Origin of the sequence: Spirulina subsalsa CS-330 (genome assembly GCF_028330765.1) — a bacterium.
In the GTDB taxonomy this organism is placed as follows: Bacteria; Cyanobacteriota; Cyanobacteriia; order Cyanobacteriales; family Spirulinaceae; genus Spirulina; species Spirulina subsalsa_A.
This window is the reverse complement of record NZ_JAQMTY010000172.1, coordinates 21833-44816: the sequence shown is the minus strand read 5'-3', so window position 1 is coordinate 44816 and position 22984 is coordinate 21833. Positions and strand designations below refer to the sequence as shown.

General features: G+C 53.6%; 21 protein-coding genes and 1 tRNA gene. 12 read left to right on the top strand and 10 right to left on the bottom strand.

The window, feature by feature from the left end; all coding sequences use genetic code 11:
• The first annotated feature begins 107 nt into the window (after window positions 1-107).
• Window positions 108-308, top strand: a complete 201-nt coding sequence (psb35, locus tag PN477_RS12025; protein ID WP_417158799.1) for a photosystem II assembly protein Psb35 — start codon at window positions 108-110, stop codon at window positions 306-308.
• Between the two features lie 8 nt (window positions 309-316).
• Here psb35 and PN477_RS12020 read toward each other — a convergent pair whose 3' ends face one another.
• From PN477_RS12020 to PN477_RS12000, 5 genes are all read right to left on the bottom strand, one after another.
• Window positions 317-805 carry a HugZ family pyridoxamine 5'-phosphate oxidase gene (locus PN477_RS12020; protein WP_272121294.1) on the bottom strand — a complete coding sequence of 163 codons (489 nt, stop codon included), beginning with the start codon at window positions 803-805 and terminating at the stop codon, window positions 317-319.
• Window positions 806-1026: 221 nt separating this feature from the next.
• The gene (locus PN477_RS12015) at window positions 1027-1620 is read right to left on the bottom strand and encodes a hypothetical protein (protein WP_272121291.1); all 594 of its coding nucleotides are present in this window, start codon (window positions 1618-1620) and stop codon (window positions 1027-1029) included.
• A gap of 15 nt (window positions 1621-1635) precedes the next feature.
• On the bottom strand, window positions 1636-2865 hold the full coding sequence (locus PN477_RS12010) for a type II secretion system F family protein (protein WP_272121289.1): 1230 nt from the start codon (window positions 2863-2865) through the stop codon (window positions 1636-1638).
• A gap of 67 nt (window positions 2866-2932) precedes the next feature.
• Window positions 2933-4009, bottom strand: a complete 1077-nt coding sequence (locus PN477_RS12005; RefSeq protein ID WP_272121288.1) for a type IV pilus twitching motility protein PilT — start codon at window positions 4007-4009, stop codon at window positions 2933-2935.
• An 89-nt stretch (window positions 4010-4098) separates the two neighbouring features.
• Window positions 4099-6084, bottom strand: a complete 1986-nt coding sequence (locus PN477_RS12000) for a GspE/PulE family protein (protein ID WP_272121285.1) — start codon at window positions 6082-6084, stop codon at window positions 4099-4101.
• A gap of 391 nt (window positions 6085-6475) precedes the next feature.
• On the opposite strand from PN477_RS12000, the gene grpE reads away from it, so the two are divergent.
• The 6 genes from grpE to recA all read left to right on the top strand — a co-directional run bounded on the left by grpE (window position 6476) and on the right by recA (window position 13164).
• Complete coding sequence (gene grpE / locus PN477_RS11995; protein WP_272121283.1) at window positions 6476-7234, top strand: nucleotide exchange factor GrpE; 759 nt, start codon at window positions 6476-6478, stop codon at window positions 7232-7234.
• Between the two features lie 173 nt (window positions 7235-7407).
• Window positions 7408-9420, top strand: a complete 2013-nt coding sequence (dnaK, locus tag PN477_RS11990; protein WP_272147306.1) for a molecular chaperone DnaK — start codon at window positions 7408-7410, stop codon at window positions 9418-9420.
• Window positions 9421-9495: 75 nt separating this feature from the next.
• Entirely contained in the window at window positions 9496-10635 is a 1140-nt protein-coding gene (gene dnaJ / locus PN477_RS11985) for a molecular chaperone DnaJ (RefSeq protein WP_272121101.1), read from the top strand.
• A 12-nt stretch (window positions 10636-10647) separates the two neighbouring features.
• On the top strand, window positions 10648-10911 hold the full coding sequence (locus PN477_RS11980; RefSeq protein ID WP_272121098.1) for a sulfurtransferase TusA family protein: 264 nt from the start codon (window positions 10648-10650) through the stop codon (window positions 10909-10911).
• A complete protein-coding gene (gene rsgA, locus PN477_RS11975; RefSeq protein ID WP_272121095.1) occupies window positions 10901-11968 on the top strand; it encodes a small ribosomal subunit biogenesis GTPase RsgA in 1068 nt (355 codons plus the stop codon). The genes PN477_RS11980 and rsgA overlap by 11 nt, the downstream gene beginning before the upstream one ends.
• Before the next feature lie 98 nt (window positions 11969-12066).
• Window positions 12067-13164 carry a recombinase RecA gene (gene recA, locus PN477_RS11970; RefSeq protein WP_272121093.1) on the top strand — a complete coding sequence of 366 codons (1098 nt, stop codon included), beginning with the start codon at window positions 12067-12069 and terminating at the stop codon, window positions 13162-13164.
• Between the two features lie 43 nt (window positions 13165-13207).
• On the opposite strand, the gene PN477_RS11965 is transcribed toward recA, so the two are convergent.
• Together PN477_RS11965 and PN477_RS11960 are read right to left on the bottom strand one after the other, a co-directional pair.
• A complete protein-coding gene (locus PN477_RS11965) occupies window positions 13208-14029 on the bottom strand; it encodes an FHA domain-containing protein (protein ID WP_272121090.1) in 822 nt (273 codons plus the stop codon).
• 36 nt (window positions 14030-14065) lie between these two features.
• On the bottom strand, window positions 14066-14356 hold the full coding sequence (locus tag PN477_RS11960; RefSeq protein WP_272121088.1) for a DUF3493 domain-containing protein: 291 nt from the start codon (window positions 14354-14356) through the stop codon (window positions 14066-14068).
• Window positions 14357-14455: 99 nt separating this feature from the next.
• Here PN477_RS11960 and PN477_RS11955 point away from each other — a divergent pair.
• A tRNA-Thr gene (locus tag PN477_RS11955) sits at window positions 14456-14528 on the top strand.
• Between the two features lie 53 nt (window positions 14529-14581).
• Here the strand turns inward: PN477_RS11955 and PN477_RS11950 are convergent.
• Window positions 14582-18010 carry an adenylate/guanylate cyclase domain-containing protein gene (locus tag PN477_RS11950; RefSeq protein WP_272147305.1) on the bottom strand — a complete coding sequence of 1143 codons (3429 nt, stop codon included), beginning with the start codon at window positions 18008-18010 and terminating at the stop codon, window positions 14582-14584.
• Window positions 18011-18270: 260 nt separating this feature from the next.
• Here PN477_RS11950 and clpS point away from each other — a divergent pair, with 260 nt between their 5' ends.
• On the top strand, window positions 18271-18591 hold the full coding sequence (gene clpS / locus PN477_RS11945; RefSeq protein ID WP_072621800.1) for an ATP-dependent Clp protease adapter ClpS: 321 nt from the start codon (window positions 18271-18273) through the stop codon (window positions 18589-18591).
• The gene (locus tag PN477_RS11940; RefSeq protein ID WP_272121085.1) at window positions 18591-18884 is read left to right on the top strand and encodes a DUF2103 domain-containing protein; all 294 of its coding nucleotides are present in this window, start codon (window positions 18591-18593) and stop codon (window positions 18882-18884) included. Before clpS ends, PN477_RS11940 begins: the two co-directional genes overlap by 1 nt.
• Before the next feature lie 15 nt (window positions 18885-18899).
• Here PN477_RS11940 and PN477_RS11935 read toward each other — a convergent pair whose 3' ends face one another.
• The gene (locus tag PN477_RS11935) at window positions 18900-19661 is read right to left on the bottom strand and encodes a TIGR04283 family arsenosugar biosynthesis glycosyltransferase (RefSeq protein WP_272121082.1); all 762 of its coding nucleotides are present in this window, start codon (window positions 19659-19661) and stop codon (window positions 18900-18902) included.
• Window positions 19662-19673: 12 nt separating this feature from the next.
• Here PN477_RS11935 and PN477_RS11930 point away from each other — a divergent pair, with 12 nt between their 5' ends.
• The gene (locus tag PN477_RS11930; protein ID WP_272121080.1) at window positions 19674-20381 is read left to right on the top strand and encodes a bifunctional 4-hydroxy-2-oxoglutarate aldolase/2-dehydro-3-deoxy-phosphogluconate aldolase; all 708 of its coding nucleotides are present in this window, start codon (window positions 19674-19676) and stop codon (window positions 20379-20381) included.
• Between the two features lie 151 nt (window positions 20382-20532).
• A complete protein-coding gene (locus PN477_RS11925; RefSeq protein WP_272121078.1) occupies window positions 20533-21168 on the top strand; it encodes a peroxiredoxin in 636 nt (211 codons plus the stop codon).
• A 212-nt stretch (window positions 21169-21380) separates the two neighbouring features.
• Here the strand turns inward: PN477_RS11925 and PN477_RS11920 are convergent, their stop codons facing one another.
• On the bottom strand, window positions 21381-22802 hold the full coding sequence (locus tag PN477_RS11920) for a glycosyltransferase family 2 protein (RefSeq protein ID WP_272121076.1): 1422 nt from the start codon (window positions 22800-22802) through the stop codon (window positions 21381-21383).
• Window positions 22803-22984 lie beyond the last annotated feature (182 nt).

The following is a 22984-nucleotide window of genomic DNA, read 5'->3' as shown; positions in this document are numbered from 1 at the left end:
GGGGCTTAAGCCCCTTGTTGCCATGAAGTGCGACGGGGAAACGATCGCAGGTTCGACAGGCTTTGTTAAGATACCCTTACGGTTTATCGTCGTTCACAAAGATTATGATGCAAGCAATGTTCGGGGTTACGGTGGTGTTGGGGGAATTGCCCCTCGCCTTTACCGCTGTCTATGTGGTGGGGTTTATCGCAGCGGTGGGGATTGGTTCGATCGCATGGTATAACTCGAAGCGTCCGGCGGGTTGGGAAGGGCGCGATCGCCCTGATTTTGTGCCGAAAGTGAACGAAGAGGACGAAACCGCAGATTAATCCTCCCCTCAACCCCGCAAAGGATAGAGATGTGCTAAATCCTCACCGTTGATCCGATAGGCGGCCCCAAATCCCATCACAAAACGACCGCCCTGGGGCGTGAGGCACACCAGTTGAAAATCCCCTAAACTGCGTAGGGTTTTGACCATTGCGCCAAACCGCGCCTCAAATTGATCAGCGATCGCCTCCCACTCCGCCGCCTCCCGTTCAATCACCGTCACCCTACAGTCATAGGTCAAGCGACGACGGGCAAAAATTTGTTGGCATTGGGCTTCATCTTCAAGCCACATCACACTTGCCCGTTGAGTCGTCAGCATGTTTTGAGTATGAATCGCCAGGCCACTAATCAACACATACACCTGACGAGCGGCATTGATCACAAACGGCGCATAACTGGCATGGGGAACCCCCGCCCCGCTCACCGTGCTGAGTACCAGGCTTTGGAACTGGTGGGGAAAATTAAGATACAGGGTTTGGGGGTCATCCGGGGAGGTCATCGCGACAACAACATTAGAGCAACAGCACAGATCAACGCATCACCCGGCACAGGGCCGGGGCTGGTTGACTGACAAAATTAGCCAGATCCCGGAAAGCCCTCACCCTAGCCCTCTCCCTAGGGGAGAGGGAACTGGAAAAATGGATCGGCTCCCCTCGCCCTCTGGGAGAGGGGTTGGGGGTGAGGGCTATCAACGTTTGTCAGTCAACCAGGGGCCGGGGGTTATTCCTCCAGTTCGAGTTCATTTTCCTGCCAGATCAACCCCGCATCCTCATCCCCCTCGGCATAATCGGGTGCGGTGTGGATGATGTAGGGTAGCGATGCGCCGGCTAACCCCCGCTGAATCCGTTCGGGCGTACCGGAAAAGACCACAAACAGGGGGTAAACCCGCTCTGCCCCTTCACTGATCACATCTTCATAGCGGTGGGGCATCACCCATTCATAGTCTTTATCGAGGTGTATTTGGGTGTTGCGCCACCGCATTAAGAGTTCAGAAAAGTCTTCCTGGGGACGATGGATGAAGACCAAAATTTCCACCCCCATTTTGATTTTCCATTCCGGATCACACATCAAAATGGCCAGGTCACAGTCCAGGATGCGGGCGGTGTTGGGGGTGGATTGGATTGATGATTGATTGGGTTTGGGGTGGCGAATCCGAGCAATGGGCAAGGGCAGGGGAATCACACTGTCGTAGGGTCGCCGCATGCTCGGAATCATTTCGAGGTACGGGCGATGCTGTTTGAGGAGTGCGATCGCTGCATCCCGATTACTATATTCCGCGAGCAGGGTTTCGTAATAATACGATTTCACAGGCATAAAAACTCCATTCAATTAGCCAAGTTCATCAAACACCGCAAACATCGGCAGATACATCGATAAAAGAATCACCCCCACCAAGCCCGCAACCCCCACCATCATGATCGGCTCAATCACACTGGTGAGGGCTTTGACGGACTGTTCGACTTCATCTTCATAAAAGTCAGCGACTTTCATCATCATGGAATCCAATTCCCCGGTTTCTTCACCAATACTGATCATCTGAATCGCCAAGGGGGGAAACACCGCCTCTTCTTCAAGGGCAACGCTAATCATCCCCCCCTGTTGAATTTCGGATTTGGCGCGTTCGATCGCATTGGCCACCACTTGATTCCCCGCCACATCCCGCACAATGTCCATACAGTTCAAAATGGGGACACCGGAACGGGTCAGCGTCCCGAAAATCCGGCAGAAGCGGGCAACGGCGGTTTTGGTGTTCAGGTCACCGACGAGGGGAGCTTTGAGGAAAAAGGCATCAATTTGTAAATGTCCGGCGGGGGTTTTGTAATAGACTTTGTAGGCGGTAGTGATGCCAAAAATAGAGCCGAGAAAGACGGGCCAAAACCACCAGTCGTTCGCGTCTGGGATAAATAAGTTACTCAAGATCAGCATGATCTGGGTGAGCAGCGGTAGGGTTGTGCCGAGGTCTTCAAAAATGCCTGCAAAAATGGGAATCAAAAAGATCGTCATGGCAAAGAAGACAATCACCGCCAATGAGCCCACCGCCATGGGATAGGTCATGGCAGATTTGATTTGGTTGGTGAGGCGCTGCATGTTTTCGAGCAGCACGGCGAGGCGATCGAGGACTTGATCCAGCACCCCCCCAGTCTCCCCGGCATCCACCATGGCGACATAGAGTTGATCAAAGCATTCGGGATATTTCCGCATTGCTTCGCTGATGCTGACCCCGGCTTGCACATCAGCACTGATGCCGGTGAGGGCTTTTTTGAGTTTGGGGTTGGGGCATTGGTCTTGCAGAATGCCTAGCGATCGCACCATTGCCACCCCAGCATTGATCATCACTGCGAATTGCCGTGAGAAGACCGCTTTGTCTTTGACGGTGACGGAGGTTAATTTTTCCGACAGTTCATTGAGGTCAAAGCCCATGCCCGATCGCTCAATTTTGCCAATACTGGAATATTGGTTTTGGAGCATCATCCGAGCTTGTTCGGCTGAGGTCGCTTTGACCTTTTCTTTCAGCTTGTTGCCTTTAGAATCTTGAACTTCAGCAGTGAACTGGGGCATGGCAGTTAATCCAACTCGCAAGAGTGACAAGGGTAAAATCAACGCAAAAGAAGCGATCGGGTGGGGGTTATTTCCCTAAGAGCCGCTGTAATTCATCGGGCTTGCTGCATTTTCCGGCCGCTTCTTCAAATGTAACCTGTTTATCTTTGACAAACTTGGCGAGGGCTTGCTCCATGGTTTGCATCCCCATTTTCATCCCGGTTTGAATCGAGGAATAGATCATTGAGGTTTTGCCGTCACGGATCAAGTTAGCGATCGCCGGTGTCACGATCATAATTTCCTGGGCCATACAGCGTCCATATTCCCCCGGCTTCGGATTCGCCTTTGCCACCAAACATTGACTAAACACCGCCAGCAACGATTGCGACATCTGGGCGCGAATTTGGGGCTGTTGTTCAGGAGGGAACACATCCAAAAGCCGGTCAATCGTCCCCGCCGCCGAGTTGGTGTGCAGCGTTCCCATCACCAAGTGACCCGTTTCTGCTGCTGATACGGCGAGTGCGATCGTCTCTAAATCCCGCATTTCCCCCACCAGGATAATATCGGGATCTTGGCGGAGTGCCCCTTTCAACGCATTGGAGAAACTTTTGGTATCTTCCCCTTTTTGGCGTTGATGAAAGAGGCTTTTGATATTGGGGAATACATATTCAATCGGGTCTTCCACCGTCAGAATATGCTCAGACCGGGTGCGGTTAATCAGGTCAAGCATCGCCGCCATCGTTGTGGTTTTGCCCGATCCCGTTTGGCCCGTGACCAACACCATGCCCCGCGGCCGCTCCGTCATTTCCCGGACAATATCCGGCAGCCCCAACATATCAAAGTTCGGGATCTTAGACGATAGCGCCCGCATACAGGCAGCCCAACAGCCGCGCTCTTTGTACACATTGAGGCGGAATCGAGCGAGTCCTTTCACCCCGTAGGATGAATCTAGCTCCCAGTTTTGTTCAAGCTCTTTGCGTTGCTTGTTGTTGAGCATGCTGAAGATTAACTTCTGGCATTCTTGGGGGGATAGAGGCTCATCTCCCAGGGCAGGTTGGAGATGCCCACTGATTCGGAAATAAAGGGGAGCACCGGCTTGAATATGGACATCAGAGCCGCCCATTTCAACCAGTTGTTCGAGGACATCTTCGATCATTAATTCCATAGTGAATGCTCCTTAGGCAGTCATTAGATTAAGAGTGTGGGGTACTCCTCAAAACGGAGTGTGCCCAGCTTGAAGGATTTTTGTATCCCTTAGTCCGAAAAACGCGGGGTCATGCAGTAGGGACAATCGACCCATTCGGGCTGTAGTTCAGCCGCGCAGGTAACACAGGTTAGACCACTCTTGCGCTTGGCCTTGAGTTCAGCCTCTAACCCGGCATCGGTGAAGGTGACGCGCTCGACTTCTTCGAGGGTGGTGTGACCTTCTCTGACCAGGTTGAGGCTGTAGGCTAGCAGGGTTTTCATCCCTTCTTCCACGGCGACTTCTTTGATGCGATCGGTGGAGGCTCCGGCGTTGATCAGGGATTGGAGGTTTTCGGTCATCTTGAGCACTTCATAGACCCCGACCCGGCCTTTGTAGCCAATGCCGCCACATTTTTCGCAACATTTGTTGGCTTTGCGGTCTTCGATCGCGATCGTATTGGCTTTGTAAATGGTGATTTCGCCATCGGCGGCGGCGGTCATCCCATAGCGGGCCAATTCTTCGCGGCTGGGTTCGTAGGGCACACGGCATTCGCTACAGACGCGCCGCATCAGCCGTTGGGCCAACACACCCAGGAGCGCCCCGGACACCATGAAGGGTTCAACGCCCATTTCATCGAGGCGAGCGATCGCCCCTGCCGCGTCGTTCGTGTGCAGCGTCGTTAACACCAAGTGACCCGTCAGCGCCGCCTCAATCGCCGTTTTCGCCGTTTCCTTATCCCGCGTTTCCCCCACCAGGATCACATCCGGATCTTGCCGCAGGAACGATCGCAAAATCGACGCAAAATCCATCCCCTTTTCACGAATCACCTGCACCTGCGTAATTCCCGGCAAGGAATACTCAATCGGGTCTTCCGCCGTACTGATATTAATCCCCGGATCATTCCGTTCGGCAAGCACCGAGTACAAACTCGTCGATTTTCCAGACCCCGTCGGCCCCGTCACCAAAATCAAGCCAAAGGGACGGCGGGCCATCTCCCGCACCAACTCTAGAGTCTCCTCATCACTAATTAACTTGTCTAACCCCAACTGCGTCGAAGCGTTATCCAAAATCCGCAGCACCACCTTTTCCCCGTAGCGACTGGGCAGCGTACTCACCCGGAAGTCAATTTTGCGACCTTGGTACACCTGACGAATTTTGCCATCCTGGGGCATCCGTTTTTCGGCAATATCCAACTCCGCCATGATTTTGAAACGAGCGGCCACAGCCCCCGCCACCTTTTTTGGAAAGGGCGGGAACGATTGTTGCAACACCCCATCTTTCCGGAACCGGACTCGCAGGGTTTCTTCTTGGGGTTCAACGTGAATATCAGAAACCCCATCTTGGAGGGCTTTAATCAAAATCTTCTTCACCAAGTTGACGATGGGAGCGCCATTGATATCATCTTGGCTGAGATCTTCCTCTAGCTCATCGGGGGCTTCTCCGAGGGCATCGAGGTCACCCACAATATCGGAGACATCCGCGGCCTTGGCCGCGTCCTTCGCTTTGGCGATTTTAACCTGCTCATCGAGGTACTGATCAATGAGGCGTTGGTAGTCCTGTTCGGTGATCACCATCCGCTGAAGGTTGACCCCCCGCAGTACCCGCTTGAGATCATCCTGGGCTTCTAGATCGTCGGGATTGACCATCGCCACAAGGACTGAGGGGGGATCATCTTCACTTTTGCGCAGCGGAACCAGTTTGTGGCGACGACAGATATCATCCGGCACCAGGTTCTCGATCAACTCGGCCATCTGGTTATTTTCGATCGCATTCACTTCCGGATCGATCGAATCTACGCCGTACAGAATCTTAAGCTCAAAGAGTTGCTGCTTCTTGTACTGGCGTTGTAACTCTGGGGTGAGTTGGCGACCGGTAATCGTTTCAAGTACATCTGTGAGGGGTCGCCCGGAACGACGGGTTTCCGTGAGCGCCTGTTTCATCTGTTCGCTTTCGATGTAGCCCGCTTGAATTAATTTATTTCCGAAGGGAGAAAAATCATTACGAACAGTGAGGGCCCGAGAGCGCCGGGAGATTCTCGATGAGGATTGAGTCATAGCCGAGTTCCGCTGCTGGATGAAGAATGTCGAGGGGCGAGGTGAGTAAGGTTTGGATGTTGACGCAAGGATAACTCACCTATCTTGTTTTCCATTAAACCGTAGATATTCCCTGATCGGTAAATTCTTTGCGTGTCAATTCAGCATTGATGTTGGGGTTTTGTCAATGCGAAATTGGCGTATTTTCCAGGCCAGGATGGTTCTGTGGCGCGGGGAAATTCCAAGAAAATCTTGAGGGTCGGTAGAATAGCACAGAGGCCAAACGGTATGATGGTTCAGTGAGATCTGCAAACCTTGCAGCGTTGTGGCTTTGCTACGGTTGTTCAAGGCTGTTGAAACGTGGCAGACTGCCTCTTGAAGTTGATTTTTGTTTAAGTTTACGAGACCTCCTATGACAAACGACCCCAACCAGCCTGATGTGACGCTAGACACCCCTGATGGTGCTGATCCGACGGTTGCAGCGGATCATGCCATAGACGAGTTATCCATGCCTCCGGAGGGGGCTGATGCTGTGGCTGATGAGTTAGAGTCGGCGGCGACAGAACCGAGCGATGATGCTGTGGCAACGGAGCCGGCGTTGTCGAGTGATCAGGTGCAGGCGGTGGAAGCGATGCAGTTTGAACTCGAATCGTTACGCCGTCAGCTTGCCCAACAGGCGCAGCAATTGGAATCCCATAAGACGCAGGCGTTGAGAATTGCGGCGGATTTTGATAATTTCCGGAAGCGCACCCAGAAGGAAAAAGAGGATCTGGAGTATATGGCGAAGCGGACGACCCTGGCGGAGTTGTTGCCGGTGGTGGATAATTTTGAGCGGGCGCGATCGCATATCAAAGCCGTCACCGAAGGGGAAGCCACGATCCATAAGAGCTACCAGAGTGTTTACAAAAATTTGGTGGATATCTTGAAGCGGCTCGGTGTGGCACCGATGCGGCCCGAAGGGCAAGAGTTTGACCCGAATTTCCACGAAGCGATGATGCGACAGCCGACGAATGAATATGCCGAAGGGGCGGTGATGGAGCAACTGGTGCGGGGCTATCTCCTCCATGACCGGGTCTTGCGCCATGCTATGGTCAAGGTTGCGGCTCCCCCGGAACCTGGAATGGTCGAGGCAGAGGCGATCGCCAACGACGGCGACGCAGAACCCGAATAAGTCACCGCCCATCAAGTGGTTCACACCACTCATTCCACCGTCTAGAATCCTCTCCGTGCAAAAAACACTTGCACAGAAGCGGATTCCCATTAAAATCAACATAAAGAATCAAGCCACTGTTGCGGAATGACTTCTTGATTTAGCATCTTGCACACTTCTACTGCCCAAGTGTCATGGGAAAAGTTATTGGTATTGACCTCGGCACAACGAATAGTTGTGTGGCGGTACTCGAAGGCGGTAAGCCCATCGTCATCCAGAGCACAGAGGGAGGGCGAACCACTCCTAGCATGGTCGGCTTTGACAAGTCCGGCGAACGCTTAGTGGGGCAGTTAGCCAAGCGGCAAGCTGTGACCAACGCCGAAAATACGATTTACAGTATTAAGCGGTTTATCGGTCGGCGTTGGGATGACACGTCGGAGGAGCGATCGCGCGTCCCCTACATCTGTGTCCAAGGCCGGGACAGCACCGTAGACGTGGAAATTCGGGGCAAAAGCTACACCCCCCAAGAAATTTCCGCCATGATTCTGCAAAAGCTCAAAGCCGATGCCGAACAATTCCTCGGTGAAACCGTCACCCAAGCCGTGATCACCGTCCCCGCCTACTTCACCGATGCTCAGCGCCAAGCCACCAAAGACTCCGGCACCATCGCCGGCCTTGACGTGATGCGGATCATCAACGAACCCACCGCCGCCGCCCTCGCCTACGGCCTCGACAAACAAGACCAAGACCAACATATCCTCGTCTTTGACCTCGGCGGCGGTACGTTTGATGTGTCCGTCCTCCAACTCGGCGACGGTGTCTTTGAAGTCAAAGCCACCTCCGGCAACAACCACCTCGGTGGTGACGACTTCGACAATGTCATCGTTCAATGGATGGCCAACGAATTTCAAGCCAGCGCAGGCATTAACCTCCGGGGCGACAAAATGGCCCTCCAACGCCTCCGGGAAGCTGCCGAAAAAGCCAAAATCGAGCTATCCACCGTCGGCAACACCTCCATTAACCTCCCCTTCATCACCGCCGATGAAACCGGCCCCAAACACCTCGAATGTGATCTCTCCCGCTCTAAATTTGAAGAACTGGCCAATGAACTGATCAAAGGCACGATCCTGCCCGTCAAGCAAGCCCTCAAAGACTGCGACCTCACCACCAACCACATCGATCGCATCCTCATGGTTGGCGGCTCCACCCGCATTCCCGCCGTCGGCAACGCCATCAAACAATACTTTGGCGGCAAAGAACCCGATCGCTCCGTCAACCCCGACGAAGCCGTCGCCCTCGGTGCAGCCATCCAAGGCGGTGTCCTCGGCGGCGAAGTCGAAGACCTCCTCCTCCTCGATGTCACCCCGCTTTCCTTGGGGATTGAAACCCTTGGCGAAGTCTTCACCAAAATCATCGAGCGCAACACCACCATCCCCACCAGCAAATCCCAAGTCTTCTCCACCGCCATCGATGGCCAAACCTCCGTCGAAATTCACGTTCTCCAAGGGGAACGAGCCATGGCACGGGATAACAAAAGTCTGGGTAAATTTTTGCTCACCGGGATTCTGCCCGCACCCCGTGGCGTGCCCCAAATCGAAGTCACCTTTGAAATCGATGTCAACGGCATCTTGCGCGTTTCCGCCCAAGATAAAGCCACCGGCAAAGAGCAAAGCGTGCGAATCACCAACACCGGCGGCCTCAGTTCTGCCGAAGTGGAACGCATGCGCAGCGAAGCCGAGCAATATGCCGAACAAGACCGACGGCGCATGGAACTCGTCGAACTCCAGAACCAGGCCGACAGCATCACCTACACCCACGAAACAACCCTCAAAGACAACAGCGACCTGATTCGCGAAGACCTCAAACAGCAAGCGGAAGCCAAGCGAGAAGCCCTAGCCCTAGCGTTTAAAGATCCAAAGTCCACCGTTGAAGTGGTGAAAACACGCCTTGAGGAGTTTAAACAAGCGGTGTTAGCTGTGGGGACGGATCTATATAACCGGGCTAATCAAGGCGTGAGTGCTGAATTTGAAACCGTTGATGATGTACCCGCCGAAGCCCCCACAACCGTGGACCCCGTCGAGCCTAGCGAACAACCCACGCAAATCATCGCAGAAGAAGAGGTTGAAGCCAGCGACGACGATGAATTTCGCTTCGAGTTTGATGATGATGATGCCACCTTAGCGGCAGATTATGAACCCGTGGATTAGGGGGCAGTGGGGCCGCTAATTTGTTAAAGTTTTATGTAGCGTTTTTTACTCATTCACCCGACGGATCCGTACCCTATGGCAGGCGATTACTATCAGACTCTTGGGATTTCCCGTGATGCAAATCAAGATGAGATCAAGCGAGCCTATCGTCGGCTAGCTCGAAAATATCATCCGGATGTGAATAAGGAACCCGGAGCCGAAGATAAGTTTAAAGAAGTCAACCGCGCCCATGAAGTGCTGTCCGATCCGGAAGTCCGGGCGCGCTACGATCGCTTCGGAGAAGCCGGGGTCTCATCCGGCGGGGCGGGGGGCTACTCCGATTTTGGCGATATGGGTGGGTTTGCCGATATCTTCGAGACGATTTTCAGTGGCTTCGGTGGGGGCGGCGGTGCAGCGGGGGGAACCCAAGCCCGCCGCCGTGGCCCGGTGCGGGGCGATGATCTGCGCTTAGATCTAAAACTGCAATTCCGAGAAGCAATTTTTGGGGGCGAGAAAGAGATTCGGATTCCCCACCAAGAAAGCTGTAAGACCTGTAATGGTTCTGGGGCCAAGGCGGGTACAGGGGTCAAAACCTGTGGAACCTGTAATGGGACGGGGCAGGTGCGCCGCGCCACTCGTACCCCCTTTGGCAGTTTTGCGCAGGTGTCGGTGTGCCCAAGCTGTAATGGTGAGGGCCATGTGATTGAGGAGAAGTGTGAAACCTGTGGCGGCGCGGGCCGGAAGCAAGAGACGAAGAAACTCAAAATCACGATTCCCCAAGGGGTCGATAATGGCACGCGCCTCCGGGTTGCCCGTGAAGGGGATGCCGGGGTGCGGGGCGGTACGCCGGGCGATCTCTACGTGTATTTGTTTGTCGAGGAGGATGCCGAATTTAAGCGGGATGGGATTAATATCCTGTCGGAGTTACAGGTGAGCTATTTACAGGCGATTCTCGGCTGTCGGATTCCGGTGCAAACGGTGGATGGCGATGTGGAATTAACGATTCCGGCGGGGACGCAGCCGAATACGGTGCTGAAGCTCGACGATCGCGGCGTGCCCCAGTTGGGCAATCCGGTGAGTCGCGGTGATCATTTGATTACGATCAAGATTGCGATTCCCACGAAGGTTTCTGTTGAAGAGCGGGAATTGTTGATGCAGTTGGCGAAGTTGCGCGGTGATGCGACGGAAAAGGAGGGGGGACTTGAAGGGTTCCTCGGCAAGATGTTCCGGGGTTAGGGGGGCGATCGCATGACTCCGAACCCTAACCAACCGTTGGCCGCGCCCTTAGATTTACGTGGTACGCCCTGCCCGCTGAATTTTGTGCGGACGAAACTCCGTCTCGAACAGATGGCCGCGGGTGAAGTCCTTGAAGTGTGGCTCGATCCGGGGGAACCGATTGAACAGGTTCCCGATAGTTTAGTGATGTCAGGCTATACCCTCGAAACCGTCGAAGAGCGTGATGGCTTCTTTGCGGTTCGGGTGTTGCGTGCGGTGGATGCCGATGACCACTGACCCGTCGCTGCGTTGGGCGGGGATGGTCGTGGCGAAGCAGGCCAATTTTTATCAGGTGCGGCTAGAGGGGGCGACCCCCGCCACCCTCCTCTGTACGCGCCGATCGCGCCTCAAAAAATTAGGACAGCGGGTGATGGTGGGCGATCGCGTCCAGATCGAAGACCCCGACTTCACCGATGCCCAGGGAGTGATTTGTGAGATTTTGCCCCGTCGCACTTGCCTCGATCGCCCTCCGATTGCCAATGCGGATCAGATTCTTTTGGTGTTTGCGATCGCCCAACCCGCCCTCGACCCCTGGCAACTGAGCCGCTTCCTGATCCAAGCCGAAGCCACCGGCATCGCAACCCAAATTTGTCTCAACAAATGCGATCTGGTTCCCAGCACCGAGCAGCAGCATTGGCAAGCTCGTCTGCAAGCCTGGGGCTATGATCCCCTCGTGATCAGTGTGGAGCACCAAACCGGGCTCGACCAACTGGCCACCCAACTAGCCGACCGGGTTACCCTCTTTGCGGGGCCGTCGGGGGTGGGAAAATCGAGCCTGATCCGGACTCTGATCCCCGATGTGGACGTGCGAGTGGCGGCGGTGTCGGGCAAACTGCAACGGGGTCGCCACACAACGCGCCATGTGGAACTGTTTGAACTCACCACCGGGGGCCTGTTGGCCGATAGTCCCGGTTTTAACAAACCCGATTTGGTCTGTGAGGCGCAGCAATTGGCGGGCTATTTTCCCGAAATCCGCGATCGCCTGGCCGCCAATCCCTGCCAATTTAACGACTGTATTCACCACAACGAACCGCACTGCGGTGTCCGAGGCGAGTGGGAACGGTACGAGCATTATTTAAAATTTTTAGCAGAAGCGATCGCCGCTGAAACCATTCGCCAACAACAGCCCGACAGCGAAGCCTACGTCAAAGTCAAAATCAAAACCGCCGGCCAACGCACCTATGAACCCCGTCTCGACAGCAAAAAATATCGCCGCACCTCCCGCCGTCACCACCACCAAACCTTAAAAGATTGGGAAACTGAACTGAATCGGGAGGATTTGCCACCCACCTAAGTCCGCTCGTCTGCCTGGTTTGCATACTTTTGTACTAAAGACTACACTAGAACTCAACCCCAACTATTCCTATTGTCAAGACATATCCTGAGGTATCGATGGCCGCCATTACTAAAAATTCCGATAAAGACAAAGCCTTAACCCTAGTCCTCAATCAAATCGAACGTAACTTCGGGAAAGGCGCAATTATGCGCTTGGGGGATGCGACACGGATGCGGGTCGAAACGATCCCCACCGGCGCTTTAACCCTTGATATTGCCCTCGGTGGCGGTTTACCCAAGGGTCGCATCATTGAAATTTACGGCCCCGAAAGCTCAGGGAAAACCACCCTCGCCCTCCACGCCCTCGCCGAAGTGCAAAAAAAAGGTGGCGTTGCTGCCTTTGTCGATGCAGAACATGCCCTTGACCCGGCCTATGCGTCCGCCCTGGGGGTGGATATTGAAAATCTCCTCGTTGCCCAGCCCGATAACGGCGAATCCGCCCTTGAAATTGTTGATCAGTTGGTGCGATCGGCGGCGGTGGATATTGTTGTGATTGATTCCGTGGCGGCCCTCGTGCCCCGCGCTGAGATTGAAGGGGAAATGGGCGATACCCAAGTGGGGCTTCAGGCGCGGTTGATGAGTAAAGCCCTGCGGAAGATTGCCGGGAATATTGGTAAATCGGAATCAACGGTGATTTTTCTCAACCAATTGCGGCAAAAAATCGGGATTAGCTACGGGTCGCCGGAGGTGACCACCGGGGGGAATGCTCTCAAGTTCTATGCGTCGGTGCGGTTGGATATTCGGCGGATTCAAACCCTGAAAAAAGGATCAGAGGGGGAATACGGGATTCGTGCCAAGGTGAAGGTGGCAAAAAATAAGGTCGCGCCGCCGTTTCGGATTGCTGAGTTTGACATTATTTTTGGTTCTGGGATTTCGCGCACGGGCTGTGTGATGGATTTGGCGGAACAGACCAATGTGGTTGTCCGGAAAGGGGCATGGTATAGCTACAAGGGCGAAAATATTGCCCAGGGTCGGGATAATGCGGTGAAGTATCTCGAAGAAAATGAAGCGATCGCCCAAGAGGTGGAATCTCAAGTGCGAGTAGCGCTGCAAACCGGGGTGGAAGTGGCCGTCAAATCCATGAAGGGCAATACCAGCAAGCGAGCGAAAGGCAGCGGCGACCACGCCAGTTTCGCCTCAGGGGAAGAAGAATAAACCCCGTAATCGGGGCGATCGCCGCCTCGGTTTATCGCTCCGATCACGGGTTGCGATCGCCCCCATCGCCCAGACTGTCCCCATCGAGATCCGCCGCTGGGACTCCATGATCGTGAACCCGTCCCACAGTTTGGGATTCAAAAAAGCGATCTAGAATTTTGGATCGCTGCTGGGGATTGAGCGTCTCCGAGGCAGAGAGACCCTGCACCGGTTGAGCCACATGGTTTAACGATTCCGCCAGTTGATGCAGAAAAAAATCAGTGGATTTGCTTTGGGATCGAGAATGTTCATCGGAGGGATGCGATCGCATCTTGTCTCGTTCCACCAGCGGCGGCGAATAGGACAGCGGCAAGGTTTTCGTCAGTGCCCCGGCCAACTCCGGCTGAATCGGTGCTGCTGTAATCGCCTGATCACAGAGAAAAAACGAAAAAACAGTCGTCCCAATCCGAATCAGATCCCCTTCTTTTAAACGGAGGGGAACCTGTACCCGCTCATGGTTCAGGTAAGTGCCGTTGGTGCTTTCCAGGTCATGCAAAAAGAACCCTTGGGTTGCAATATATTGAATCGCCGCATGGTGCCGCGAGAGATGATCATCCGGTACGCAAATGGCATTCGTCTCAGCCCGACCCAGAGTCCAAACCCACTGCGGCTGTTCCAGTTTTTGGGTCGTGGTGTTGAGCACATTAGTGAGCAGATAAACATCCTCAGTATCGATCAGACCCATCAAATAGGGGGTACGGGGAACAGTCCGCCCAGAGTTGAGGGGATAGCTTTCGAGGTGCAGTAATTCATTGAGAAGATCAGGATGATGATCATAGAGGTTTTGAAAAACGTGATACAGGTTGAGGCGATTTTCGAGTTCCATAACATCATTCGGGATGGAGTCTAGGCAGGGACAGCATTACGAACGGGGCGATTGAGACGAAGAGCGGGTTTGTTTTTGCTCGACTTTATTCTCGTAGCGCCAGAGCCACACCATCAGGGCAACAAGGCCACATTGCAGGGCTAGGTTCGGGATTGCCGCCGGTTTGGCTACCCCAGCGGCTAGTTGCGTCACAAAAATAAACGCCCCAATCAAACCAGAAGCACCAAACCCAACATAGATAAATCGCCGTAACCCTCGATAGGGTGCTTTGGCTTCGGCTTGTAAATGGGCATATTTTTCAGGACTGAGCGATCGCGGCTTCGGCATAGGTATTACTCGCACCAATAACAATAAATTTGAGACATCGTATTTAAAGTTTAATCGTTTTTCCAATGCCTCGATTCCTGCTATACTTAAAAACGCCTTGCCGATGTAGCTCAGTTGGTAGAGCACTCGATTCGTAATCGAAAGGCCGTCGGTTCAAATCCGTCCATCGGCTTCTTTTCGCCCGTCGTCACTGGAATCGATCCCAGGGGCGGCGGGTGTTTAGGGTCAGGTCATATTCATATCCCGCTGACCCACAAGCCAGTAGGTGGACATTTCCCCTTTCCCCTTGACTTGCAACGCGCCCCGAAAATCAAAGGTAAATTGATCGTGAAGGCGTTCATACACCGCCTGGGTCACTTGAATTTTACCTGGTTCGCCCAAAGACTCCATCCGTGAGGCCACATTCACCGCATCGCCCCACAGATCATAGATGAATTTCTTAATCCCAATCACCCCCGCCACGACAGAACCGCTGTTAATCCCGATCCGAATTTGGAACGGCTTTCCACTCGTGGCGGTGATTGTTTCGATCACCTTTTGCATGGCAAGGGCCATATTGGCGATCGCCTCAGCATGATCCGATCGGGGCTGGGGTAATCCTCCCACCACCATATAGGCATCCCCAATCGTCTTAATTTTTTCGAGGCCAAATTGCTCCGTTAGTTGGTCAAAGGTTGAAAAAATATGGTTTAGGAACTCCACCAACTCAATCGGTTTCATCTGGGCTGAAAGGGGCGTGAACCCGACAATATCCGCAAAGAGAATCGTCACATTTTCAAACTGTTCGGCGAGGGAACCTGGTTGCTGCTTCAGTTGTTCAGCGATCGCCACCGGCAAAATATTGAGCAGTAGTTTCTCTGCCCGCTCCCGCTCAATCCGGAGGCGTTGCTCGGCTCGCTTCCGTTCGGTGATATCTCGAAAGCCCCAGACCCGCCCCACAATTTCATCCCCCACTTTTTGGGGCCGACTAAACCGCTCCAAAACGCGGCCATCTCGAAACTCTAAAAGCTCAAACGACTCCTCCGCCGGACGATTGTGGAGGTCTTGGATACGCTTCAGAAACGCACCCGGATCAAGCACTTGCCGCGCCAGAGGCATTAAGCGATCGCTCTGATTCGGACTCATCAACACTTCCGAAGTAACATCCCACATCGCCAAGAAATTTTGATTATAAGCAATAATATTGTCAGAATAATCCACCGCAATCACTGCATCCGTAATCGATTCCAACACCGCCTTTTGCAACGCCAAGGACTTTTCTAATGCCTCCTTAGCCGCCTTCCGCTCCGTAATATCGCGAATGATCATCAGCACTTCATTCTCCCCACTCACCACCGTGCGAATTTCCTGCTGAAAGACCTGCTGATCAACGGTAAATGATACTTCATCAATTTGCATCGTTCCCGTTGTCAATGCCGCATTAATGGCCGTCAGAAATGCTTGAGCCGTTTCCGGCGGCAAGATATCAGTGACATGTTTGCCAAGACGATCCATATCCCCATGAATCTGGGGTGTAAAATCCGGAGCCGCCAAATAATCTAAATACACCCCATCCCCACTAAATCGAATCATCAGATCCGGAATGGCGGTTAAAATGGCTCGGTTTTTGTCCTCACTTTCCCGCAGGGCGATTTCTGCTTTTTCCCGTTCTCGGAGTGCTGCTTTTTGCTCCGTGATATTACGAATCATAAACAACACTTCATCATCCCCATAGGGAACAACTCGCACCTCTTCATCTTGTTGTTGCCCATCAATTAAAATCTGTTGTTCATAAACCTGAACGCGCCCGCTTTCTAACGCCTTTTTAATGTGGTATAAATGACGCTCAGCCACCTCCGGCAACAAAAATGTGGTGATATGTTCACCCACGGGATCAAAATCACTGGGCAGGAGATTTTTAACACCGTAACTTTGCATAAAACCGAGGTAAATTCCATTCCGATTAACACGAAACATCAAGTCAGGAATCGCCGTAATGATGGCGCGGTTTTGTAATTCACTTTGGCGGAGGGAGGCTTCGGATTTTTTGTAGTCTGTGATGTCACGCGCAACCCAAACCACGGTATCTAAAGAAATACGCGAAATATTACCTAAACACCAAATGGTTCCCTGGGGTAGATTGATTTGATATTCAAAACTGACCGGCCTTCCTGTTTCTAGAACTGTCCGAATTTGGGTGAGAAAATAATCAGCTTGATCGTCGGGGAAAATATCATGGAGAGTCCGGCCTAGGAGTTTGTCTTTGGTGTGGATGAGCAGGCGAAGATTACCGGACGGAATGCGTTTATAGCATCCGTTGTAGTCAAAAACGAGGACAAGCTCGGTCATGGCTTCAAAGAGGCCGCGCAGTTCGGCTTCTTTGGTGGCGAGGGTGGCGGTGCGTTCGGCGACTCGTTCTTCGAGGTCGCGGTTGCTGCGTTCCAGAACACTGAAGGAGCTTTGGAGTTGCTTGGCCATCATGTTGAAGGCGATCGCTAACTCCCCTAGCTCGTCATTGCGCTCAATCGGGGTGGGCTGCGTCCATTCCCCTTCGGCTAACTGCCGTGCCGATTGACTCAGGCGCAGAATGGGAGACGTGACCCAACGGGCGGTTAGAATTCCCACTCCTGTAGCGATCGCAAGGGCCACCAAACACAAAATCACCGTCGTCTGGTTACTCTGCTGAATTTGCGCCATAAAGTTCTGCTCTGGCACCACCATCACCACCAACCAATCCAAGCCATGCTCATCCCGCAGGGGCAACACATTCACAAAGTGGGGGGTATCGGCAATCTCAAAGCGCAGTTTTTGGGGGCGATCGATATTGCGCCAATTCCCAAACTCCGCCGTCAACGAAGTCGCCGCCCCACGAATCTGGGGAATTTCACTCGTCGTCGCAGGACGCTGCTCCTCTGTGTTGGGGATAAACGGTGATTCCTCTGTAGAGGAGGCGATCAGTTTACCCGCCCGATCCACAATGAACACTTCGCTTTCCTCGCTCATGTCCAAGCCCCGCAAAAACTGACTCAGTTGATCCAACGACAGATCAACCCCCAGCACCCCTGTTAACGTCCCCACCTCATCGTAAATCGGTTGGCTAGCGGTAATGCCAGGGGTTTGGGTGGACACAAAGAGATAAATATCGCTCCACGCTGCTCGGCGGGTCTCACTGGCTTTTAAAAACCAGGGACGCTGACTCGCATCGTAGGTTTTCGTTTCGAGTAATTCTTGACGATTGGCGCGGCTGTCGGTGCTGTAGCGATAATAGTTCCCCTTCTTAAAGTTTTCCGTGAGGCGCAAAAAGGGAAACCCCTGCTCACTGCGGCCGGCGAGGACAATTCCCCCCTCAGGATTGCCCACAAAAATGGCAGTGATATCGTCAAAGGTTTGCAGTTGTTGCCAAAATTGGTATTCCAGACCACGAGTTTCGTTGAGATCAAGCAATCCCAAGCGAATCGATTGGGCATTGGTTTGATTGATCTGATGGGGAACACCTAACGCGGTGATCACTTCTTGTTCAATGCGATTACCTAGCTCATCAATGACTTGATTGGCTAGGTCAGCCACAGCTTTCTGACCATTCCGAAACGAAAGATAACCGACAATTCCCACTGCCGCGAAAAGCTGTAGGACAAAGGGCAAAACCAGAACAACTCGCAGGGGAAGATGCTTCAAGGGATAGGAGCCAACTCGCAATAGCATCCGCAGCATTGACGTTAAAACCTGGTGACACTATCTCTATGTTTACAGGCCTTTGGGAACCTAGTCCGTAAATCTACAAGAATTCATGATCTCTTAGTATGCCGTTCTTGGCTTCCCAGGGCCCGACTTGCCATTCTGTCGTGATTTTAACCAATTCCCATTAGAATAGAGGCCATATATCAGAATCTGACAATTCTTACGCTAATTTTTGGTTGATTTTTCAGAGTAAGCCCATGAGTATCACCACGGCGAGTGCCACTATGACAACGGGGCCTCTACAAGCGCCAGTTCAAGATCGGCAAGTTGTTCGGAAGCCATACCCTAATTTTAAAGTGATTGTCCTCAATGATGATTTCAACACGTTTGAACATGTGGCGAGTTGTCTCTTGAAATATATTCCGGGGATGACCAGTGAGCAGGCGTGGCAGTTGACGGAGCAGGTTCATTTTGAGGGGCAGGCGATCGTGTGGGTTGGCCCCCAGGAACCGGCGGAACTGTACCATCAGCAATTGAGCCGGGCGGGGCTGACGATGGCTCCCCTTGAGGCGGCGTAATGGCGAAACCCGATAAAGGCCGCTTGGTGTGGAATCATTCGACCCATGTGCCGGGGCTGATTCCGGTGTTGGAGCGATTGATTACCCATGAGGGGATTCAAACGGTAACGCCGGGGGTGATTGGGCGGGTGCGGGGTCATTCGCCGCAGTTGAAGTTACGAATTTCGGTGCCGATTCGGGGGGGGTTTAAGGCGATCGCCCGCTACGGCAAAACCGTGCAAGAGGTGTTTATCCTCACGACGCTGGAACAACCGGCCCTCGAAGCGTCGATCCAAACCTGTTTACGGCGTTAGGGTGAGGGATTGAACTCAACGCCAGGAGCGATACCAACGGGCGAGGCGATGGGGATTGATGCCGCAGGTGTAGCCGAGGATCATCAGTTGGTTGATGCCGGTGGTTTTGAGCAGGCCGAGGCGTTGCCAGCGGCGGGCGGAGGTATGGACGGCGGCGGGGGCGATCGCAATTTTGCCCTGTTTACCCATCTGACGCACCCAGACAAAGTCTTCCATAATCGGTAAATCCGGAAATCCTCCCCATTGCTCAAAATCGGATTTCGCGATAAACAGGCCTTGATCACCGTAGGGGAGGGCGAGGTAATGCGATCGCCACTGCACCAACCGCTCCACCCACCGCAAGGCGGGGCGATCATCCGCAATCTGTAATTGAAACGCCCCGACGATTACCCCCGGTTTGGCTAAGGTCATCTCGACCCAATGGGGAAAGTCGGGCGGCAATTGGGTATCGGCATGGAGAAACAGGAAAATGTCCCCGCTGGCTTGGCTGGCTCCGTAGTTCATTTGGGGGGCGCGGCCGGGTTGGGGGGCGGTGAAGACCGTTGCACCGTAGGATTGAGCGAGGGCGACGGTGCGATCGCCACTGCCGCCATCCACGACAATCACCTCTAGATTGGGCATCGCCACTAGGGGCGGCAAGGTTAACGGTAGGGTCGTAGCTTCGTTAAAAACAGGAATAATAATAGAGATCATGGCCTGTTGCGGCTGATCGCAGGCGTTCACGCCGGATGCGTCCGAGGGGGGCGATCCCGCTGATCCACCTGCCGTACACTTCACGAATTTTAGACAATGGGTATTGATTTTGACTCGGTGGGGATTGAGCCGTCAGCGGCGGTGGTGCGGTGGCGCGATCGCCTCCGGGATGAGCGAGCGATCGCGGTGATTCGCGCCCCAGACTATCAAATCGGGATCGCCATGGCCGAAGCGGTGATCGCGGGAGGCGTGGGCATGGTGGAAATTACCTGGCAGAGCGATCGCGCCGCCGAGCTAATTACCCACCTCCGCCAGGCGTTTCCCCACTGTTGCATTGGCACGGGCACGATTCTCACCCCGGAACATCTCCACACCGCCCACTGTGCCGGGGCTGAATTCGTCTTCTGCCCCCACACCGATCCCCGTCTGATTCACCAAGCCCACAGCCTCGACCTGCCGATCATTCCCGGTGCGCTCACCCCGACGGAAATTCTCCAAGCCTGGCAATGGGGGGCGGCCTGCGTCAAGGTGTTTCCGGTGCAGGCGGTGGGCGGCGTGGACTATTTACGCGCCATTCGCACCCCGGTTTGTGAGCCGTTACTGATTCCCACCGGGGGCGTAACCTTGGCGAATCTGACGGATTTTCTCGCGGCTGGGGCGATCGCTGTCGGTCTCGCGGGGGATTTATTTCCCAAAGTGGCCCTCAATGCCCAGGATTGGCCCGCCATTACGAAGCGGGCCCAAAAGCTGCGATCGCTCCTCACACAATGGCAGCATCAAAACGCTGAAAACCTCAGTCCCTAAGCGATCGCGCCACCGTGCCATGGAATCATTCCGTTAAGCATTGTTGCCAATTGTGATAAATCACTAAAAACCGATCGGAATACTGGGGATTTATGGCAAGATAGCAAAATCACAGATTTGTGATTGAAGCTGTTCAGGAGATGATGCTCTAATGACCTTACAACTTGGTGATACCGTACCCGATTTTACTCAGGACTCCTCAGAAGGAGAAATTTCCTTTCATTCCTGGGCTGGCGACAGTTGGGTAGTTCTCTTCTCACACCCCGCCGACTACACCCCCGTTTGCACCACCGAACTCGGTGAAGTCTCGCGTCGCAAAGCAGACTTTGAAGCCCGCAACGTTAAAGTCATCGCCCTCAGCGTCGATGATGCCGAATCTCACAAAGGCTGGATCTGCGACATCAACGAAACGCAGAACACCACCGTTAACTATCCCATCTTGGCCGACGTGGACAAAACAGTGTCCACCCTCTACGGCATGATTCACCCCAATGCCAACGCCTCTTTAACCGTGCGCTCTGTCTTTGTGATTGATCCTCAGAAAAAACTCCGCCTGACGATCACCTATCCCCCGGCCACCGGACGCAATTTTGATGAAATCATCCGCGTTATCGATGCGCTCCAACTCACCGACAACTATCAAGTTGCCACGCCAGTGAACTGGACGGATGGCGATGATTGTGTGGTTGTGCCCACCATCCCCACCGAAGAAGCGAAGCAAAAATTCCCGAAAGGGGTAACAGAAGTGAAGCCCTACCTGCGGATGACCCCTCAGCCCAACAAATAATTCACGGCCTCACACCCTGAATTGATCCGAAAAAAGCAAGGGCTGAAAATCCCTTGCTTTTTTGGGTCTGGGACTGTCTTTGCAGGGTTGGCCTAAGTACAGAGTCAAGACTTAATATTCGGATTGTCTTGAATGTCCAACGCTCAACGTGACGGTGCGTTACGCTTCGCTAGCACCCTACAAACATCCTGATTCTTGGCATTGACGCTGCACTAGGACTGCACCGATAGACTGCTGCCACCGTGGACGGTTTTCACCCACTTCAAGCGTTTGCGACGCACAGCCATGCGGGCGGTGGTGGCGGGCATCACTACGAGCCAATGAAACATATAGGTATAGCCTCGGATTAATTGGGTGATTAATAAACCGAGATTAGCGATCGCCGGCCGCCCTTGAATCCGAGTTAACCCGGTTATCCAACCAATGCCGATAAAGGTAAAGACCAGAGCCGAAAGGGGACTCAACACCGGAGCTTGGTGACGCAAAATCACCATCAACAAGTCCGGAATCGCCGCCGTGGGGAGGAGATATTGCAAGACCACAAAACAGAGGAGATCCCAGGTTTTCAAAACTCCCATCCGGTTTTGAATAATCAACCGCCAATAGTCGAGATAGCGTTGGTAACCCCCTTCGGCCCAGCGACTGCGTTGATGCCAGAGGGCTTTGGCTTGGGTCACGCCTTCTTCGGCGATCGCGGGACTGAGACAAAACCCAATATTCCAGCGATCGAGGTGGAGGCGAATCGTCAGGTCGAGATCATCGGTGATCGTTTCTTCGTTCCAATTGCCACAGCGCACCAGAGCCGAGCGACGCACAAATTGACCATTACCCCGCAGTTCACCAATACCACCGATCGCAATTCGCTGCTGTTGAAAATAGCTATCGAGACACATTTCTAAGTCTTGGCCCTTCGTCCAGAAATTTTCTGGAGCATTGGCGATCGCTTTGCGCACCTGCACCGCCCCGATTTGCTCATCGGCAAACATCGGCATCACATGGCGCAACAAATCCCGCCCCACCAGCGCATCGGCATCAAATACCGCAATCACATCCCGATCAATTTGGGGGATGATTTGGTTTAACGCGCCGGACTTGCCGCCCCCAGCATTGGCAGGACGATGCACCACTTTGAGTTGAGGCAGTTCCTGGGCGAGGCGATCGAGAATTTCCGGGGTGCGATCGGTGCTGGCATCGTCGATGATCCAAACATCGTAGTGAGTGGCGGGATAGTCCATGGCGCACAGTTGACGCGCCAGACGTTCCACCACCGCTTCTTCATTTTTGGCCGCCACTACCAACGCCACCGACGACGCAGTGGCGAGTTGGTCATCGGTCAAGGGATGGGGCTGGGCTGGGGGTTTTGCCAAGGTGAGGCGGAGAATATTCACACCGATGATCCCCGTGAGTGCCACCACGAGCCAAATTCCCCAAGACACCAGATGAAGTGCGATCACACTGCCCCAGATCATCATCAGGGTGACGGCGGCTTTGGTGCGTCGGCCAGCATTACCCCGGAAAAAATCGCTGCGAAAGTCTTCTTCGTCGCCGTCGGGGTCTGACCAATCGGGCAAAATTGCCGCGAGGGGATCGGAATCGTCATTGGAATCAGGGGTTTGCCAAGGGTGTTCTGCCATTGTTTAACGCAATAAAAGGCATGATCCGGCAGGTTGATTGATTCAAACATCAAGGCGGGTAGCCGGTTTTAATGTCTTAATTGTAGCGAGAGTTGTTACAATTTCTAGCGAAATCTTACGAGTGGTGGCGTTTAGTCTCGATTACCCCAAGGCTAAATTGAGGGCAAGTTTGGCGCGTGGAG

Coding starts and splice junctions, on each gene's coding strand:
- dnaJ (WP_272121101.1), top strand. CDS start 9,496: ATGGCAGGCGATTACTATCAGACTCTTGGGATTTCCCGTGATGCAAAT.
- PN477_RS12020 (WP_272121294.1), bottom strand. CDS start 805: ATGACCTCCCCGGATGACCCCCAAACCCTGTATCTTAATTTTCCCCAC.
- PN477_RS11930 (WP_272121080.1), top strand. CDS start 19,674: ATGGGTATTGATTTTGACTCGGTGGGGATTGAGCCGTCAGCGGCGGTG.
- PN477_RS12005 (WP_272121288.1), bottom strand. CDS start 4,009: ATGGAATTAATGATCGAAGATGTCCTCGAACAACTGGTTGAAATGGGC.
- PN477_RS12010 (WP_272121289.1), bottom strand. CDS start 2,865: ATGCCCCAGTTCACTGCTGAAGTTCAAGATTCTAAAGGCAACAAGCTG.
- PN477_RS11940 (WP_272121085.1), top strand. CDS start 18,591: ATGGCGAAACCCGATAAAGGCCGCTTGGTGTGGAATCATTCGACCCAT.
- dnaK (WP_272147306.1), top strand. CDS start 7,408: ATGGGAAAAGTTATTGGTATTGACCTCGGCACAACGAATAGTTGTGTG.
- psb35 (WP_417158799.1), top strand. CDS start 108: ATGCAAGCAATGTTCGGGGTTACGGTGGTGTTGGGGGAATTGCCCCTC.
- PN477_RS11965 (WP_272121090.1), bottom strand. CDS start 14,029: ATGGAACTCGAAAATCGCCTCAACCTGTATCACGTTTTTCAAAACCTC.
- rsgA (WP_272121095.1), top strand. CDS start 10,901: ATGACCACTGACCCGTCGCTGCGTTGGGCGGGGATGGTCGTGGCGAAG.
- clpS (WP_072621800.1), top strand. CDS start 18,271: ATGAGTATCACCACGGCGAGTGCCACTATGACAACGGGGCCTCTACAA.
- PN477_RS11960 (WP_272121088.1), bottom strand. CDS start 14,356: ATGCCGAAGCCGCGATCGCTCAGTCCTGAAAAATATGCCCATTTACAA.
- grpE (WP_272121283.1), top strand. CDS start 6,476: ATGACAAACGACCCCAACCAGCCTGATGTGACGCTAGACACCCCTGAT.
- recA (WP_272121093.1), top strand. CDS start 12,067: ATGGCCGCCATTACTAAAAATTCCGATAAAGACAAAGCCTTAACCCTA.
- PN477_RS11920 (WP_272121076.1), bottom strand. CDS start 22,802: ATGGCAGAACACCCTTGGCAAACCCCTGATTCCAATGACGATTCCGAT.
- PN477_RS11980 (WP_272121098.1), top strand. CDS start 10,648: ATGACTCCGAACCCTAACCAACCGTTGGCCGCGCCCTTAGATTTACGT.
- PN477_RS11925 (WP_272121078.1), top strand. CDS start 20,533: ATGACCTTACAACTTGGTGATACCGTACCCGATTTTACTCAGGACTCC.
- PN477_RS12000 (WP_272121285.1), bottom strand. CDS start 6,084: ATGACTCAATCCTCATCGAGAATCTCCCGGCGCTCTCGGGCCCTCACT.
- PN477_RS12015 (WP_272121291.1), bottom strand. CDS start 1,620: ATGCCTGTGAAATCGTATTATTACGAAACCCTGCTCGCGGAATATAGT.